This is a genomic window from Anaerostipes caccae L1-92 (genome assembly GCF_014467075.1).
In the GTDB taxonomy this organism is placed as follows: Bacteria; Bacillota; Clostridia; order Lachnospirales; family Lachnospiraceae; genus Anaerostipes; species Anaerostipes caccae.
Genome location: NZ_AP023027.1, coordinates 1,172,991 through 1,188,507, shown reverse-complemented (window position 1 = coordinate 1,188,507; position 15,517 = coordinate 1,172,991). Strand labels below are relative to the sequence as shown.

Below are 15,517 nucleotides of genomic sequence, written 5' to 3'. Positions count from 1 at the left end.
TCCTCCTATACTCTCGCAATCATTTCGCCGTATTTTTCTTTTGTCTCGCGGATAAAATCTTTGACTTCCTGAGGGTTTGGAAGCTCTTCTGAACAGGAATGGCTTCTCACCATCATAGCCGCTTCCGCGCTTCCGAATTCCAGACACTCGATCATATCCCATCCTTCAAAGACTCCATATAAGAATCCGGATGCATAGCCGTCTCCGCCTCCGAAGCCTTTTAATGCCTCAACCGGGAACGGTTTGATTGAATAGTCATTTCCGTCATTGGTATATGCTGTAGATCCCTTCTTACCGTGCTTGATGACAACGATCTTTGCATTCTCATTGTTCCATGCCTGTGCAGATTCTTTGTCTGATCTGCCCGGTTTTATCAGTTTTTCTGTCAGGTCAAATTCTTCTCTGGATCCCATAATAATATCTGCCTCTCTGGCTACTAAAGAGTAGTAGATTGAGATTTCATCAGAATTTTTCCAGTTGTATTCTCTATAGTCAATATCGAAGATGATCTTTGTATCATTTTTCTTAGCAAGCATCACTGCTTTTAACACCGCTTCTCTGGACGGGCTCTGCGCCAATGCAGTTCCGGAAACCAAGATTGCTTTCGTGTTCTTTATGTATTCTTCGTCGATGTCATCCACAGATAACTGCAAGTCTGCGATACAGTTGCGGTACATTAAGATACTGCTTTCCTCTCTGGAGAGGATTTCTGTAAAGGTGAGTCCAAGTTTTTCTCCGTTGGTACATTTTGAAATATGGGATGTATCGATTCCTTCTTTATCAAAAAAATCTACTACGTACTCTCCGAACTGGTCGTCGGACACTTTTCCGATAAATCCTGCTTTCTTTCCGTGTCTCGTGATCCCCACCGCGATGTTTGCAGGTGATCCTCCCACATACTTCTTAAATGTGGTGCACTCGGATAACGGATGGAAATAGTCTACCGGATTAAAGTCGATGGCTACCCTTCCGATAAGCACTAAATCCATTGGTCTTGTCTGGTCAAATTCAACATACTTCATAACTTTCACCTCAGTTTTGTTTTCCACGCTCACTGCGTGTTATTTGCGTGTTTTATTGTTTTATTCACTCTTTTAAAATGCGTTTTGTGTGCTTTTCTTTATGTGTTTATATTATCACGCACGCTATTTGTGTGCAAGCACTTTTTATAAAAAAGATTGTTTTTGCTACATTTCACAAATGTATACACACTTCTTGAGTATTATTGCACAATTATATAACACGCATAAGCACGCAAATATACAAAAAAAAGAGGATTGAAACACTATGATTCTATGTTTCAATCCTTATTCAACTATGGCAAAATAACACCTTCTCTTGTTAAGCTGTCATCTTCAGCAGATTCTGCGGCCATGTTCCACATATTCCAACGATAATTTTTTAGCACGATTGGAGGAGCCCATTTCAAAACGTGACGAAAATAGTAATAAAAAACTGTCGTTGAATCGTTCCGTTTGTTTAATGGATACTTATCCAGTAGATATTGCGTCCATTTTCCATATGATTGGAGTGAGGCATTCTAAGAGCCGAACGGAAATCATGCGGAAAATGTCATACCCATAGGGCACACCGTATTTCATACCCTTTGGGTGGCGCGCTCTGCGCGATGAGGTATAAGTTATTTACCACTATTTCCGTCGCGCTTTTGAAATGCGCTCCTACAATAGCGGTAAATAACTTTCGAAAAGTGGCACCTTTTTTGACAGAGGCCCTTCTCCAACAGACATTACGTCCATTTTCCACATGATTGGAGTGAGGCATTCTAAGAGCCGAACGGAAATCATGTGGAAAATGTCATACATTATATTTATTTTTTATCTTTATATCTGTATAGATATGGTCCGTCTCCGGCATCTGTCCTTTTTGGATCATGTTATACAGAAGATTCGGAGGCCGGTATCCCTGTTCGTATCCTTCCTGGTCAATCAAAAAATCATACCGGTCTTCTTTCAGTGCTTTCGTATTTTTCGGCGTGGCGTCATACACTATGACATAAGGGCGTTTCTCAAGTTTCAGTTTCTCGAAAGCCAGACACACCCCGGCCTGCCCGCCGGATGCCACAAAGACACCGGAAAGATCCGGGGCGATCGCCATCGTATTCTCAATGATCTTCTGCACTTCCCTCGTCTCGTCAAAACTGCTCTGGACTCCGAGCAGTTCCATGTCAGGATATGCATTCTTAATCTCCTGTACGAATCCCTCCACACGGAGGCTGTTTACACTGTTAGTGAAAAACCCTGTGATCACAAGGACCTTCCCTTTTCCCCGTGTCAGCATTCCCATGAGTCCCGCGGCAGTACGGCCGCTTTTTTTGTTATCCAGGCCTACAAAGCACGCTCGTTTTGTGCCAACGATATCTGAGTTGAATGTCACTACCGGAATTTCTTTTTCTTCCATCAAGCGGTTCAGCCGTTCTCTCACATACTCTGACTGCACCGGCATGATCGCAAGGCCGTCGATCCCTTTTGATTCCAACTCATCAATCGCTTCCATCTGAGCCTCTTCATCTACTGATTCTATATCCTTTAATAAAAGTTCCACTCCTAAATATTCAAGTTCTCTCCCCGCATCCCGGATTCCCTCTTTGACCGGAATCATAAAAGAAGCCTCGGAGAGCTGGGTGATAACTCCGATTTTTATATGTTTGTCCGGATTCTGCGTGTTCTTTCTAGACTTTCTGTTGGAATGGTAGTCTAGTTCTTTGGCAATCGCCAGAATCCGCTCCGCCACTTCCGGCTTAATCCTGCCCCTGTTATTCAGCGCCCGGTCAACAGTACCACGGGAGACTCCGGCACGTTCTGCAATTTCTTTGATTGTTCCTGCCATGTGCTTTCCTCACTTTTTTCTTAAATTTTGACACATTGCACGCATTTGTTTTATTATAACCTCGCCTCTTACAAAAGTAAAGGTTTATCCCGTCTCCTGCCATTGCAAATCATACATAAATGGATTATACTATGAATATATTGAGTATAATAATCAAGTATAGAAGGAGGTTTTATTTATGAATCAAGCAGCAATGTTTCAGCTGAGCTACGGCCTTTTTGTTTTGTCTGCAAAAAACGGCGAAAAGGATAACGGATGTATCGTGAACACCGTACAGCAGATCACCACGACGCCGAACCGCATTTCCATAGCTGTCAATAAAGATAATTTCACCCATGATATGATCAAAGATACAGGTTCTTTTAATGTTTCCATTCTTTCCGAGGAAGTGACTTTTGACATCTTTAAGCATTTTGGATTCCAGAGCGGACGGGATGTTGACAAATTAAAGAACTTTTCTGACTATGAACGTTCCTCCAACGGTATCTTTTATCTGAATAAATACGCCAACGCTTTTCTCAGTGCTTCCGTCGCTGAGACTGTTGATCTCGGCACGCACACAATGTTTATTGCCGATGTGACAGACGGGGAAGTTTTATCGCAAGTTCCTTCTGTTACTTACGCCTATTACCATAAGCACATCAAACCGCAGCCTCAGGAAACAAAAAAGACAGGATGGCGGTGTAAAATCTGCGGTTATATTTATGAAGGCGAGGAACTTCCTGCCGATTTCATTTGTCCGATCTGCAAACATGGTGCTTCTGATTTTGAGCGCATTGTATGACATCTTCTGTATGATTTCCGTTCGGCACTTAGAATCCCTCACTCCAGTCATGCAGAAAATGGATATAATGTCTAACGGAATGATATTTCTTGAACAAAAAGGGGTTTTCAACGATTGTTAAGAAAACTCATAGCTTCGTTTGCTAAAAAGCAGCCAGATTTTTTCTGGCTGCTTTTGACTGTGCTTTATTTATATATTAATTCATATTTTCCATTCGGAAAACTGAATTTTATGTTCCTACTTAAAAAATTTCATTACTTCTTCCAAAGAACCTTCCCCCAATGTAAATTGCTCTAATGTTATATATCTTTTTTCTGCAATCGTGTATTCTTTTTCACAGCATAGGTTTACTATTTCTACTTCATTATCTAATGGCTTGTTCACATTTGATTTAGTCTGATAAGCCTCGAAATATCTTATTCCCAATCTTCGTTGGGACTCTGCGTTGATATGAATACCATCTGGATTGGAATATAATCGTTCTCCAGTTACAAAATAACAATTCCTATTATTTTCTGCGTATCTAAGTAATTCTTGATTAATCAAGTCATACTCTACACAACTTCTCCCAAAACCTGATTTCCCCAAATAATCGCCCAAACCGCCAACAATAAACGGAACCTCTGTAACGCCCAGTTCTTTTCTGAATGAATTAACTAAGACATCAAGTTTTCGATAATAGTCTTTATATTTCTCGCTATGGCTATCACTTTCTCCTTGATGCCACAAAATTGCAATTAATTCACTAGTTTTCATAGCAAACTTTGCCTCACTAATTGCATGGCAAAATAAAGTTTCTTCTGCATTCCATTCGTCAATAGAGCTACCTCCTTCTGCACAGGGAATTAGTCCAATCTGCTCACTTTCATTAGCATTGCACCAAGCCTGCGCAAATGATGCCGCTGGTCCAACACCAGCAACAGATCTGTCAAAATGAATGGGTTCTGACATCATCTGCCATCTACCATTTCTAAGCATAAGAATATTTTCGTTATAAATTGGCATGACTTCATGCAAAAAAACCACGTCCTGCCATATTAGATTGACCTATAAGTAAAACTGATTTCATTTTTAATCTCCTTGTAAATTCTGATTTATTGTTTTACAACGATTGTGATCAAGAGTAAGTCATCATTTTCTGTATTAGGCTGATTTTGACTATACTTAAACTATATGTGATTATGCATTGTTTGTATCTTAACTCATATTTTCCATTCGGCAAACCGGAATTTATGGTTCCCATTTCAGATAAACCATATCTACTAACTGAACTCCGCCTTCAAACATAGGGTGATCATAATGATCTGTAAAAAAATTCTTTACTCTGTGTGATTCTTTAAAACCGCAGTTTTTATAAAAAGAAAGCGCCGAATAACAATCACCGGTTCCGACGAACAGAGCACTGCAGTCAGAACAATAAGCAAACAGGAACTGTATCAGTTTTTTTCCATATCCTTTTCTCCAGTAATCAGGCAAAACCGCAATGTTTTTGAGTTCATAGACGCCATCATCTTCTTGTGTAATTACGCATTCAGCTTTCACACCATTATCATCCAAAATAAACATTTCGCCACGTTCAAGGTATTCGTCTATCATATTTTCCGATTCATCAGCCAGCAATAACAAGTCTATATAATTTTTCTTTTTGTCTGTAATTTTTCGTATATCCACTACATCCCTCCATAAATTCTAATTTTCATAACACTTTAACCTGAATTTTATCTGTCCAACTCTAAAAAATATTCTCGGTTATCAAAGTGACGAACTCCATCAACATGAGAAGTAATACCATCCCTTTCATAAACAAAACCAAGCTTCTCAAGCACCTTTGCAGAAGCAGGGTTTTCTTTTGCATGACAGCCAGCAATTCGTTTTATACCCAAATTGGCGGCAGCAAAACTGAAAATTGCCTGCATCGCTTCGGTGGTATAGCCGTGATTCCAATGCGTTTTCATGATATTATATCCGACTTGAAATTGTTGCCATCGTTCTTCCCAAATTAACCCACCGGAACCGAAAAGTTCCCCTGTTTCTTTCAATACAAATCCCCAAATGTAATTGTCATTTTCTAGGATATTTCCTATATCATCTTGTTTCCACTCAATTTCCTTCAGCCATTCAATTGTATCATCAATTGAATAGTGAGGAAGCCAACTTACATATTCCGCTACTTTCGCATCGCCCGTCCACCCATGATAAGCGATATCCGCATCTTCAAGCGTAAGCGGGCGGAGAAACAAACGTTCTGTTTCTATTATTTTTATCATTTCAGCATCCCTACAAATTCTAATTTATCGGGTACAGCATTTACCCCAAAGCATAGCATATAAGAGTTATTGCACCTTTGGTTTTACAATATAAATTGTTCCCTCAATAGCATAACCCAGCTTTTCATAATAAGGGTTGTTACCGCTTAGAACATATATCTCTTTGCCAGAAAAATCATTGCATACCTGCTCCATCAGCAGTCTGCCAAATTCTTTGCCGCGATGAGATTTATCCACCAGGAGGTCATAAACGTAAACACCAAACCCATCATCGTCTCGGCAGCGGATATAGCCGCAAAGCTGCTCCATTCCTCTCCCTCTCGCTCAAGCAGAGCAAAAAGCCGGCTTTTGTCTTCTGCATGAAAACGTCTAATCATAACTTGATTTTTTGACACTGTGTATTCCTCTCTATTTAGTTATTATCTACTCCTGATCCGTCAATGGCTGCTTTTATACAAGAAATACTAATCATGTAGAAAATGTCATATCTAGTTGATTCGCTCAGCATTCATTTCCGCATTAATATGCCATTCCCCATTTTCTTTTACGGTAACATTCTGCCAATGAAAACTATGGTCCTCGATCTTAGTAAAAACCCACTTTCTTCTCTTATCATTAATGAATGTAAGAACTATCATATCGTCTTGTTTTCTTGCTTCAAGTCTTATTATTTTTCCAGTGTAACCATAAGCGACATCCCATGCATGTGTATCGGGATTATAAATGCGAAGCGACGTTCCATATTCATAATCTGGCAGGATAATAACATCTTGAATTGCCATTCCTTCAAGAACCCATGAAAAGTGCCATTCACCTTTAACTACAAAACTATTGTTATTGTCTACATAGTCAATTTTCCAGCTGCCAATAAGTTTTCCAAAATAATCGTATTCATCAGGCAGTGCTGTATTTTTTCTTTCGCTTATCAGTGCTTCTAAAAAGTCCTGCATATTCTAACGCCTCCTCTAAAAATAAATAATATCTGTTACAAACTTTTGATATCTCTATATTTTTAATTCAGCACCAGTTTTTCAATGGCTTTGGCCACGCCATCCCTGTTATGGTCGTCCGTAATATAATCTGCTATCGCTTTCATATCATCTGAGCCGTTTTCCATGACAACTCCGATCCCGGCTGCCAAGATCATTTCATAATCATTTTCGGCATCTCCGCAGGCCATGACATTTTCCTTTTTCAAATCCAGATGTTCCATCAGGTGAGCAAGTGCATCTCCCTTATTACATGAATCAAGGGAAATCTCCAGATTATTTTTCAGAGAGGCCACAACCGTATATAATCCGCTTTCCGTCAATTCTTTTCTGGCTTTTGCCCGCTCTTCCTGATCTTCAAAAAACAGCGTCATCTTTTCAGATGTTCCGCCTTCCTGTATAATATAGTCCTTGAGATCTTCCACCGGTGTTCTGGATGCATGTATCATCTCCTCAGAATATTCTCCCAGATGAAACGACCCGAGTCTGTCCAGTTCTTCCTTATAGCAGTACACTTCTCCATCTTTGGCTATGCTCCGAAAAGCATGATATGGTCTGACATCTTCCAGGAGCTTAAGTACCTGATCCGTCTCAAACTGGTTCTTGTAGATTGATTTTTTCTTATGCAGATCATAAACTCTGGCTCCATTGCTCAGAATACAGTATCTCATTCTCTTAAGAGCCGTCAGCTTTTTCGGAAGGCCGTTCACTGACCGTCCGGTTGCAGGGACAATCTGAATCCCCCTGTCCATCGCCGCTTCTAAAACTTCTATTGTATGTTCTGTAATTTCCTTGCTGCTTGTCAAAAGTGTACCGTCCATGTCCATGGCGATCAGCTTAATTTCTCGTTTTTTCATCCCGTCCCCCGATGTTCTTTCCGTGTATTTCTGGTTTCTGTTTTATTATACCTCAGAAAAAAATTCCGGAAAAGACCTCCTTTCATTAAATTCCATATCTGAGCGCCATCTGAAACCCAGCAGTCTGTGTTCTCTAAAAACCTTCTCACAACTTACTAGTTCCTTCTTTTCAATTTACTCATAATATACTATAATAAAAGCAATGACAGATACTATATCAGAAAGAGGAATATATATGCGTACAAAACGAATCGATGAAATAGAACAGTATATTATACAAGAAAAATCGGTATCTCTCGACACCTTATGCGATGTCTTTCAGGTATCTAAAAATACGATACGCAGAGATATCGATACACTTGCAAAGACAGGAAAAATCAAAAAAGTTTATGGAGGCGTCACTCTCAATGAAACACTTCCTTCCAAAAAGCTGCTTCCATTTGCAGAACGCCACGAAAAATATATGGAAGAAAAAAAGGCGATCTGCCGCCTTGCCGCAGATCATGTAAAAGACGGGGATATTATTTATATTGATACCGGAACAACCTGCCATAACCTGGTGGATTATATTTCTGAAAAGCGCTGTACGATCATAACAAACAGCCTTCAGGTATCCTTAAAGGCCCTGCCGTATGAAAACCTTACCGTAATCTCTCTTCCCGGTTATTTAAAAAGAGAGACTCTTTCTTTCGTTGATGTAAAAATAGCAGACTATCTGAAAGCGTTTAATATCGGAAAAGCATTCATGGCATGCACAGGTCTTTCGATGGAAAACGGTCTGACCAATGCATCCGAAGAGGAGTACAGAGTAAAGGAGGCAGTCACTGCAAACAGTATGGAACGCTTTGTTCTCGCGGATCATTCCAAATTCGGCATCTTTTCTCTGATGACTTACTGCCCGCTGGAAAAGATCCATTACATTCTCACAGATCAGCCGATTCCGGAAGAATACGAGAATTTCTGCAGTATGAATTCTATCACTGTTGAAACAATAAGATAGTAGCTTTTCACAAATCAAAAACTGTTATGACGCAAAAATGCTCCGCAGGCTTCAAACGCGGAGCATCTATATAATGAAATCATCTCTTATTTACTTTTTCTGCGCTTTTCAATATAGGACAGGATCATATCCGCGGCATCTTCTGCAGTTGTTTTTCCCATATTCAGAGCCAGATCATAATTTCTTACATCGCCCCATTCCTGTCCCGTATAATAATTGTAATAAGATTCCCTTGTCTTATCTTCTTTTCTCATCTCTTCAAGGGTAACTTCCCTTCCCTCAGCTTTCGCAAGACGTTTCAGCCTATATTCATCATCTGCATAAAGAAAAACAGAATATACATTCTCAAAGTCTTTCAGGATATAATCAGCACATCTCCCAAGAAAAACTCCGGACCCGTATCCAGCCAGCTTCTGAATGATTTTTCCCTGCTCTTTATACATTTTGTTGTACACAGGAATATGACCCGGGGTTCCCATCATGACACTGAGACCTTCCATATATTTCGAGCTCTTCCTGTAGTTCAGCTCCTTCATAGATTCTTCATCAAAGGAATCAAATCCAATTTTATCCGCTGCCATATACAGAATTTCCCTGTTATAATACCAAACGTTCAATTTTTCTGCCAGAATTTCTGCTACTTCTGTGCCGCCGCTTCCATGCTGGCGTCCGATCGTGATCAATGTTTTTTCCATCTTTATTTCCTTCCTGATCTGCTGTTGGGTTATCTCATAAGATACCCATCTTATTTATAATTTATGACTATTATAGTTTCTTTAACTACAGTTTTCGCTCTCATTATACTCAATTCATTCCCACAATGCTATAATAACTTTCATTTTCAGCGGATCAATCATAATTTGTTATAAGAGTGGTCTGTCTCTTGTAAAGATTTCACAAACCATCATTTTTCAAAGGATACAAATCCGCAGTCCGTAGGATGATCCAGAATCAGCCCGTTCTTATGTTTCATAAGACAGCATCCGATGGTGAGATCCCCTCCGGCAGCGAGCATATTGAGGATTCCGAGCATGAAAAGCCTGTAATTAGGCACAGCCAGAGAGACAGCAAATATTCCCAGACCCAGCACACAAAAAGGGAGATATAATCCCACCGCATAACTGCTGAATTTTAGAGGCTCCTTACAATGGCAGTATGGTGTCAGAGAACTCCACATGAAACCAAATGCAATACTATGCCATCCCTTTTTGCAGCTCAGACTCCATCCTGCACCGTGCAGCATTTCATGAATGAAGATCGATACAAAGAACAGCCCAAGAAAAAGAACCAGATTTCTGCTGTCTATGGCAAAACCGTCCTTCCCCCAGCGAAGTGTGTAAATGATAAATGCTATAATACAGAACGGCCCTGCAGTCGCGAGTGCCATGACGTTTGCCTTCAGAATAGAGATAATCCCGGAAGATTCCTTGTACCCTGCTTCTTTCATTTCTTTTCTCGTCCTCTCATAGTTTTCGATGCGTTCCTGTTTCTTATCCTCTTTTTTCATACTTCTCTTCCGTCTTTCTTCATTATATACCCAAGTGCATACTACACTTCATTTCCTTTTTAATTTATCATATAACACCGGAAAAGTATTGTAAAATAATCGTAGAATTGCTGCACTTTACAAAAAAGCATCTCGAAGGCATACTGCTTTCAAGATGCTTTTTAAACTTATTTATTTTTCTTTTCTTCGTTTTTCGATGTATTCAAGGATTAAGTCTGCGCAATCTTCCGGGCTGAGCTTTGTCATGTTGACAGCCAGATCATAATTCTGAACATCGCCCCACTTTTGTCCCGTATAATAGTTATAATAAGATTCTCTTGTCTTATCTTCCTTCTTCAGTTCAGATTTTGTAAATTCCCTGCCTTCCGCCTCAGACAGATGTTTTAAACGGAATTCATCATCTGCATAGAGATAAATTGTATAAACATTTTCCATATCTTTCAGTACATAATCTGCACATCTTCCAAGAAATACCCCGGATCCGTATCCTGCAAGCTTGCGGATGATCTTGGACTGTTCCTTGAACATCTGATTGTAGACCGGAATATGTCCCGGTGTTCCCATCATGACACTCAGTCCCTCCACATATCTGGAACTTTTTCTGTAATTCAGCTCCTCGAGGGATTTTTCATCTAAATCATCTACGCCAATCTTTTCCGCTGCCATGTGCAGGACGTCTCTGTTATAGTACCATACATCCAGCTTGTCCGCCAAAGCCTGTGCAACCTTTGTTCCATCACTTCCGTACTGACGGCTGATGGTGATCAATGTTTTTTCCATAGTTTCTCCTTTCCTACCTTAGTCTCAGAAATTTACTATAATATATTCATAATTAGCAACATTCTTCTAGTAATAACTCAGTACATTATAAATATATATCCTAATTATACTCAATTAGTTGCCAAAAGTCTATCTTTTTTCCAAATCCCTGATTTTGTATAGAGATAACCGATAGGGACAGAGACGGACGGTGCGATGAGACAAGCCAGATATACCCCATTCAGGCCGATCATATGGTTGAAAATACCTGCCAAAACGATTCTCACGAGAATACAGTTAACAAAACTGCTCATAAATACATAAACCGTATGTCCTGCGCCTGTCATCAGCGAGTGATAGTTCAGGAACATAGCATAAAATATCTGGCCGATGATCTCAATCCTTAAATTCATTACCGCGGCAGAAATAACTGCCGGATCGTTTGTAAAGAGCGAAGCCAGCCATGGAGCACTGATCTCGATCACTAAAATCACAATTCCCGCCATAGCCAGGCAGATCCGCATACCCTCTCTCATTGTTTCCCTCGCCCTCTCAAACTGTCCTGCTCCCAGATTCTGCGCGATCATTGTAGCCGCACCTCCGGACATGGATGTAATAAACAGCTGGCTGAATTCCTTGATCTTTATACTGATCCCGTTGCCTGCGGAGACATCCACGCCATATTGATTGATAAAGTAGGTGACTGTGAGCCATGAAATTCCCGCGACCGTATTCTGCAGTACACAGGGGACACCCAGTTTCAAAATAGCCAGCAGCTTTCCGATCCTGATTTTAAAATTGTTCAGATAAAATCCATAATAATCCTGATGTTTCCATGTATACGCCAGAGCCGTCACAAAGCTTACAGCCTGGGCACACACCGTGGCATACGCCACTCCTCTGATTCCCTTCTGGAACACCGCCACGAAACCTATGTCCAAAACAACGTTCAAAAGGATTGATGAAAGAATACATAAAAATGGTATCCTGGAATTTCCGGTTCCCCGCATGACGGAACTCAGCGCATTATATCCAAGGATAAAGATACATCCCCCGGCACAAATATGCAGGTATTCTAAAGATTCCCCCATCGCGGGAACACCGAGCATTCCAAGCAGTGTATCTGAGGTCAGATAAATGACAGCGCCGCTGGCAGCCCCAAACAGGAGGGAGATAGAAAAGAGAGTCCCCCCTGCCCGTTTTCTTTCTTTGTGGCTGCCGTTCCCAAAATACTGTCCGATCAGTATATTGCCTCCCAGAGTCAGTCCCACAGCTACCTGGGTCAGAAGGTTCATTATCTGACTGGAATTGTTGATGGCAGAGACACTTCTCTTTCCGATAAACTGACCTGCAATCACCAGATCCGCAATACTGTACAGAGCCTGAAGAACACTAGTCAGCACCAGCGGAAGGGCATAGACCGCCAATTTTTTTCTTACACTTCCTGTTGTCAGATTCCCCTGATTTTCCCTCATGTCCTATCTCTTCTTTCTATTTGTTATAATTCGCCTCTGGATTTCCGTTTTTCCAGCTCTTCCATGATTCCCGCGTATTATTTATCCAGTCTGTAGAAGAACAAAATAACCGCTTCTGCACCCCAAATGATAACCGGAGCCCAGATATAAATATTGGAGATCGCGCTCACCGCGCTTGCCGGCTTCCTCACCAAAATATATTCATAATCATCAATATTCTCCAAGGATAACTCAGTATATCACAAATATACGCTCTAATTATAATCAAGTAGTTATCAAAAGTCTATCTTTTTCTCAAATCCCCGATTTTACATAGAGGTAAATGACAGCGCCGCTGGCAGTCCCAAATTTCTTATAATTCGCCTCTGGATTCCCGTTCTTCCAGTTCTTCCATGATTCCGGCATATTGTTTATCCAGTTTATAGAAAAACAGAACAACTGCTGCAACTCCCCATATGACAACCGGAGCCCAGATGTAAATATTGGAGATCGCGCTCACCGCGCTTGCCGGCTGCTGTACTGCCGCTCCCGTGCTGTCTGAAGAAATATAGCCCACTGCCGCCAGGACAGCACCTACGGCCGCACTGGAAAGTCCTGCTCCTACCTTGGATCCCACAGAAGCGGCACTAAAGATCATACCCTCCTGTCGGATGTGCGTCTTCCACTGCCCATACTCCACCGCATCCGCGATAAACGAGAAGATAACTCCGAACAGCGGTGCTTCTCCCAATCCCTTGACTGCTGCAGTCGCCACAGCCAGACCATAGCTCTGCGGATTAAACAAGAACAGAAGCTGTCCGGCGATGACGATCAGTGATCCTGCCAACGCCAGGTTTCTTTTTCCAAATCTCGGAATCAATGCCGGAAGAATCAGGATCCCGGCGATCATAACACCTTGCTCTGCCGCATAGATGACTCCGGTAAAGTTCTGGTTTCCAAGTATATATTTACAGTAATAAGCCAGGTCTACACCGATAACCGTGGAATACACAGAAAGAATTCCCCAGAGTGCAAGGCTCATAAACCAATATTTATTATGTACCAGCGCCAGCAGACTTTCCTTTACGGAAACCTTCATCTGGTCAGCCGCTTCGATGTGAACTCTCTCCTTTGTATTTTTAAAGCAGATAAACAAAAGGATCATTGCGATCACACAGAAGATTGCGGATGTGATGACCCACGCTTTCTGGTCATTTCCGAAGAAGCCCACCAACGGAAGGGTAAACGATGTGGTCAGAATCCTTCCAATCGGTGAAAATGCCATACGGAGAACATTGGTCACCGCCCGCTCATTCTGATCCCTGGTCATCAAGGAGGCCAGCGTTCCGTACGGAAGATTTAAAGCAGTATACACCACTGTTGTGACAAGATTATAGGTAATAAAGATGTAGACGGTCTTGATCATTTCCGAAGCCCCGGCAGGAATCAGAAACAGTGCAATTCCGGAGACAGCATACGGCACCGCCATCCACAAGATCCACGGTCTTGCCTTTCCATGTTTTGAGTGGGTGCGCTCGGTGATGATGCCCATAATGACATCAGAACCTCCGTCAAACACACGGGATACCAGCATGATCATACCGATGGCGGCGGGATTCACTCCCACATAATCTGTATAAAACAGTGTAAGCAGGGTTGTCGTAAGACCAAATATAATATTGCAGGCAGTATCTCCCCCCGCGTATGATATTTTTTCTCCAAGGGACAATTTCACATTGAAATCCCCTCCGGTTTTTTTCTCATTCATTCTCTTCTCCTCATTTCCTGGATAAATCAAAGACAGATTATTTTAAAGAGAAAATTCCGCCATCTTTTCTTTTCTATGATGACGGAACTTTCCAAGCATTTGTAACTTTACTTTTCGTAATCGACCCAGACAGAGCCTTCATCCGCAGACTCCACACATTTTTCAATGAACTTCACGCCTCTGGCACCGTCATGTACGTTCGGATACCAGAAATCTTTTAAGAATTCATAATCTTTTCTGTTTGCCGCATCCATAGCGATGGCAAAACGGCGGTATAAGTTTGACCATGATTCGAACAGTCCCTCTACGTGTCCTCCTCCGATGCGGTCTTCCTCCAGTGCCTCTCCATAAAGATAATCCGTTCCCCGTTCCATCACGCAGGCAGGTTCTCCCTGTACTTCATATCTTAACTGGTTCGGCCGTTCATTCCACCATTCAATGCTTGCCTTTTCTCCGATCACACGGATCTTCTGTCCATGCATCGATCCGCAGTTAACACCTGAAGCCCATAAGGTTCCTTTTGCCCCGTCCTTGTAGTTTAAAAGTACAAACGCGTTGTCTTCCAGCTGGCGGCCTTCCACAAAGCTCTGTTTTGTACATAAAAGACTCTCGATCTCGAGCTCCGGACAGATCAGCTCTCCAAGGTATAACGCATGAGTTCCCACGTCCCCTAAAATGAAGCTCGGGCCGGCAATCTTAGGATCTGTACGCCATTTCTGCGCTGCATTGTTTGCCTCTGTGGCAATGTTGCATCCGCCGTGGGCAAACTGCATCTGCACAATACGGATTTTTCCCAGATCTCCTCTGGCAACCATTTCTTTTGCCTGCTGTACCATCTGATGCCCGGTATAGCCATATGTAACTCCAAACACAAGCTTCTTTTCTCTCGCCAGATCTTCCAGTTCCCTGGCCTGATCTGCCTCAAAGCATAAAGGCTTTTCACAGATCACATGGAGACCGGCCATAAGGGCAGCCCTGCTGATCTCATAGTGAGTACCGTTCGGGGTAGCAATAGAGACTGCCTGAATGCCGTCTTCCCGTTTCGCCTCTTCCTGAAACATGGTCTGATAATCAGGGTAACAGCGCTCTGCATCCACTCCGATGTTTACTCCGAATTCCTTTCCCCTTTCAGGATCGATATCAAAGGCTCCTGCCACCAGCATGAAGTTTCTGTCCCTTGTAGCGCTGGAACGGTGGATATAACCGATCTGGCTTCCTCTTCCTCCGCCGATCATTGCCCACCTGATTGGATTCTCAATAACTCTTTCTCCGTTGATCATGATTC

16 protein-coding genes are annotated in these 15,517 nt (G+C 41.8%); 2 read left to right on the top strand and 14 right to left on the bottom strand.

Annotation, left to right across the window (positions count from 1 at the left end; all coding sequences use genetic code 11):
- Positions 1 to 5: 5 nt before the first annotated feature.
- Both iolC and ANCC_RS05800 read right to left on the bottom strand, forming a co-directional pair.
- On the bottom strand, positions 6 to 1,022 hold the full coding sequence (gene iolC / locus ANCC_RS05805) for a 5-dehydro-2-deoxygluconokinase (RefSeq protein ID WP_039947039.1): 1,017 nt from the start codon (positions 1,020 to 1,022) through the stop codon (positions 6 to 8).
- A gap of 793 nt (positions 1,023 to 1,815) precedes the next feature.
- On the bottom strand, positions 1,816 to 2,847 hold the full coding sequence (locus ANCC_RS05800; RefSeq protein WP_054335282.1) for a LacI family DNA-binding transcriptional regulator: 1,032 nt from the start codon (positions 2,845 to 2,847) through the stop codon (positions 1,816 to 1,818).
- A 178-nt stretch (positions 2,848 to 3,025) separates the two neighbouring features.
- Here ANCC_RS05800 and ANCC_RS05795 point away from each other — a divergent pair, with 178 nt between their 5' ends.
- Entirely contained in the window at positions 3,026 to 3,631 is a 606-nt protein-coding gene (locus ANCC_RS05795; protein ID WP_006565922.1) for a flavin reductase, read from the top strand.
- A 237-nt stretch (positions 3,632 to 3,868) separates the two neighbouring features.
- On the opposite strand, the gene ANCC_RS05790 is transcribed toward ANCC_RS05795, so the two are convergent.
- The 6 genes from ANCC_RS05790 to ANCC_RS05765 form a co-directional block, all read right to left on the bottom strand.
- Positions 3,869 to 4,648: a sialate O-acetylesterase gene (locus ANCC_RS05790; RefSeq protein WP_330367835.1), complete on the bottom strand. Its 780-nt coding sequence runs from the start codon at positions 4,646 to 4,648 to the stop codon at positions 3,869 to 3,871.
- 213 nt (positions 4,649 to 4,861) lie between these two features.
- The gene (locus tag ANCC_RS05785) at positions 4,862 to 5,302 is read right to left on the bottom strand and encodes a GNAT family N-acetyltransferase (protein ID WP_006565924.1); all 441 of its coding nucleotides are present in this window, start codon (positions 5,300 to 5,302) and stop codon (positions 4,862 to 4,864) included.
- A gap of 47 nt (positions 5,303 to 5,349) precedes the next feature.
- Complete coding sequence (locus tag ANCC_RS05780) at positions 5,350 to 5,898, bottom strand: GNAT family N-acetyltransferase (protein ID WP_006565925.1); 549 nt, start codon at positions 5,896 to 5,898, stop codon at positions 5,350 to 5,352.
- Positions 5,899 to 5,964: 66 nt separating this feature from the next.
- On the bottom strand, positions 5,965 to 6,207 hold the full coding sequence (locus ANCC_RS05775; RefSeq protein ID WP_009288852.1) for a GNAT family N-acetyltransferase: 243 nt from the start codon (positions 6,205 to 6,207) through the stop codon (positions 5,965 to 5,967).
- A gap of 179 nt (positions 6,208 to 6,386) precedes the next feature.
- Positions 6,387 to 6,848, bottom strand: coding sequence for a hypothetical protein (locus tag ANCC_RS05770; RefSeq protein ID WP_006565928.1), 462 nt, complete (start codon positions 6,846 to 6,848; stop codon positions 6,387 to 6,389).
- Positions 6,849 to 6,910: 62 nt separating this feature from the next.
- Positions 6,911 to 7,744, bottom strand: coding sequence for a Cof-type HAD-IIB family hydrolase (locus tag ANCC_RS05765; RefSeq protein ID WP_006565929.1), 834 nt, complete (start codon positions 7,742 to 7,744; stop codon positions 6,911 to 6,913).
- Positions 7,745 to 7,979: 235 nt separating this feature from the next.
- Between ANCC_RS05765 and ANCC_RS05760 the strand changes: the two genes are divergently transcribed.
- Entirely contained in the window at positions 7,980 to 8,744 is a 765-nt protein-coding gene (locus ANCC_RS05760; RefSeq protein WP_039946231.1) for a DeoR/GlpR family DNA-binding transcription regulator, read from the top strand.
- 86 nt (positions 8,745 to 8,830) lie between these two features.
- On the opposite strand, the gene ANCC_RS05755 is transcribed toward ANCC_RS05760, so the two are convergent.
- The 6 genes from ANCC_RS05755 to ANCC_RS05730 all read right to left on the bottom strand — a co-directional run bounded on the left by ANCC_RS05755 (position 8,831) and on the right by ANCC_RS05730 (position 15,512).
- Entirely contained in the window at positions 8,831 to 9,439 is a 609-nt protein-coding gene (locus ANCC_RS05755; RefSeq protein ID WP_006565932.1) for a cytidylate kinase-like family protein, read from the bottom strand.
- A gap of 209 nt (positions 9,440 to 9,648) precedes the next feature.
- Positions 9,649 to 10,251, bottom strand: coding sequence for a DUF3267 domain-containing protein (locus ANCC_RS05750; RefSeq protein ID WP_006565933.1), 603 nt, complete (start codon positions 10,249 to 10,251; stop codon positions 9,649 to 9,651).
- Positions 10,252 to 10,422: 171 nt separating this feature from the next.
- The gene (locus tag ANCC_RS05745) at positions 10,423 to 11,031 is read right to left on the bottom strand and encodes a cytidylate kinase-like family protein (protein ID WP_006565934.1); all 609 of its coding nucleotides are present in this window, start codon (positions 11,029 to 11,031) and stop codon (positions 10,423 to 10,425) included.
- Positions 11,032 to 11,141: 110 nt separating this feature from the next.
- Positions 11,142 to 12,485 carry an MATE family efflux transporter gene (locus ANCC_RS05740; protein WP_006565935.1) on the bottom strand — a complete coding sequence of 448 codons (1,344 nt, stop codon included), beginning with the start codon at positions 12,483 to 12,485 and terminating at the stop codon, positions 11,142 to 11,144.
- 352 nt (positions 12,486 to 12,837) lie between these two features.
- Positions 12,838 to 14,232, bottom strand: a complete 1,395-nt coding sequence (locus tag ANCC_RS05735) for an MFS transporter (protein WP_006565937.1) — start codon at positions 14,230 to 14,232, stop codon at positions 12,838 to 12,840.
- A 107-nt stretch (positions 14,233 to 14,339) separates the two neighbouring features.
- On the bottom strand, positions 14,340 to 15,512 hold the full coding sequence (locus ANCC_RS05730; protein ID WP_006565938.1) for a Gfo/Idh/MocA family protein: 1,173 nt from the start codon (positions 15,510 to 15,512) through the stop codon (positions 14,340 to 14,342).
- Positions 15,513 to 15,517: the final 5 nt, after the last annotated feature.

Excerpts from the sequence above, each read along its gene's own strand:
- iolC (WP_039947039.1), bottom strand. The coding sequence starts at position 1,022 with ATGAAGTATGTTGAATTTGACCAGACAAGACCAATGGATTTAGTGCTT.
- ANCC_RS05800 (WP_054335282.1), bottom strand. The coding sequence starts at position 2,847 with ATGGCAGGAACAATCAAAGAAATTGCAGAACGTGCCGGAGTCTCCCGT.
- ANCC_RS05795 (WP_006565922.1), top strand. The coding sequence starts at position 3,026 with ATGAATCAAGCAGCAATGTTTCAGCTGAGCTACGGCCTTTTTGTTTTG.
- ANCC_RS05780 (WP_006565925.1), bottom strand. The coding sequence starts at position 5,898 with ATGATAAAAATAATAGAAACAGAACGTTTGTTTCTCCGCCCGCTTACG.
- ANCC_RS05775 (WP_009288852.1), bottom strand. The coding sequence starts at position 6,207 with ATGGAGCAGCTTTGCGGCTATATCCGCTGCCGAGACGATGATGGGTTT.
- ANCC_RS05770 (WP_006565928.1), bottom strand. The coding sequence starts at position 6,848 with ATGCAGGACTTTTTAGAAGCACTGATAAGCGAAAGAAAAAATACAGCA.
- ANCC_RS05765 (WP_006565929.1), bottom strand. The coding sequence starts at position 7,744 with ATGAAAAAACGAGAAATTAAGCTGATCGCCATGGACATGGACGGTACA.
- ANCC_RS05760 (WP_039946231.1), top strand. The coding sequence starts at position 7,980 with ATGCGTACAAAACGAATCGATGAAATAGAACAGTATATTATACAAGAA.
- ANCC_RS05755 (WP_006565932.1), bottom strand. The coding sequence starts at position 9,439 with ATGGAAAAAACATTGATCACGATCGGACGCCAGCATGGAAGCGGCGGC.
- ANCC_RS05750 (WP_006565933.1), bottom strand. The coding sequence starts at position 10,251 with ATGAAAAAAGAGGATAAGAAACAGGAACGCATCGAAAACTATGAGAGG.
- ANCC_RS05745 (WP_006565934.1), bottom strand. The coding sequence starts at position 11,031 with ATGGAAAAAACATTGATCACCATCAGCCGTCAGTACGGAAGTGATGGA.
- ANCC_RS05740 (WP_006565935.1), bottom strand. The coding sequence starts at position 12,485 with ATGAGGGAAAATCAGGGGAATCTGACAACAGGAAGTGTAAGAAAAAAA.
- ANCC_RS05735 (WP_006565937.1), bottom strand. The coding sequence starts at position 14,232 with ATGAATGAGAAAAAAACCGGAGGGGATTTCAATGTGAAATTGTCCCTT.
- ANCC_RS05730 (WP_006565938.1), bottom strand. The coding sequence starts at position 15,512 with ATGATCAACGGAGAAAGAGTTATTGAGAATCCAATCAGGTGGGCAATG.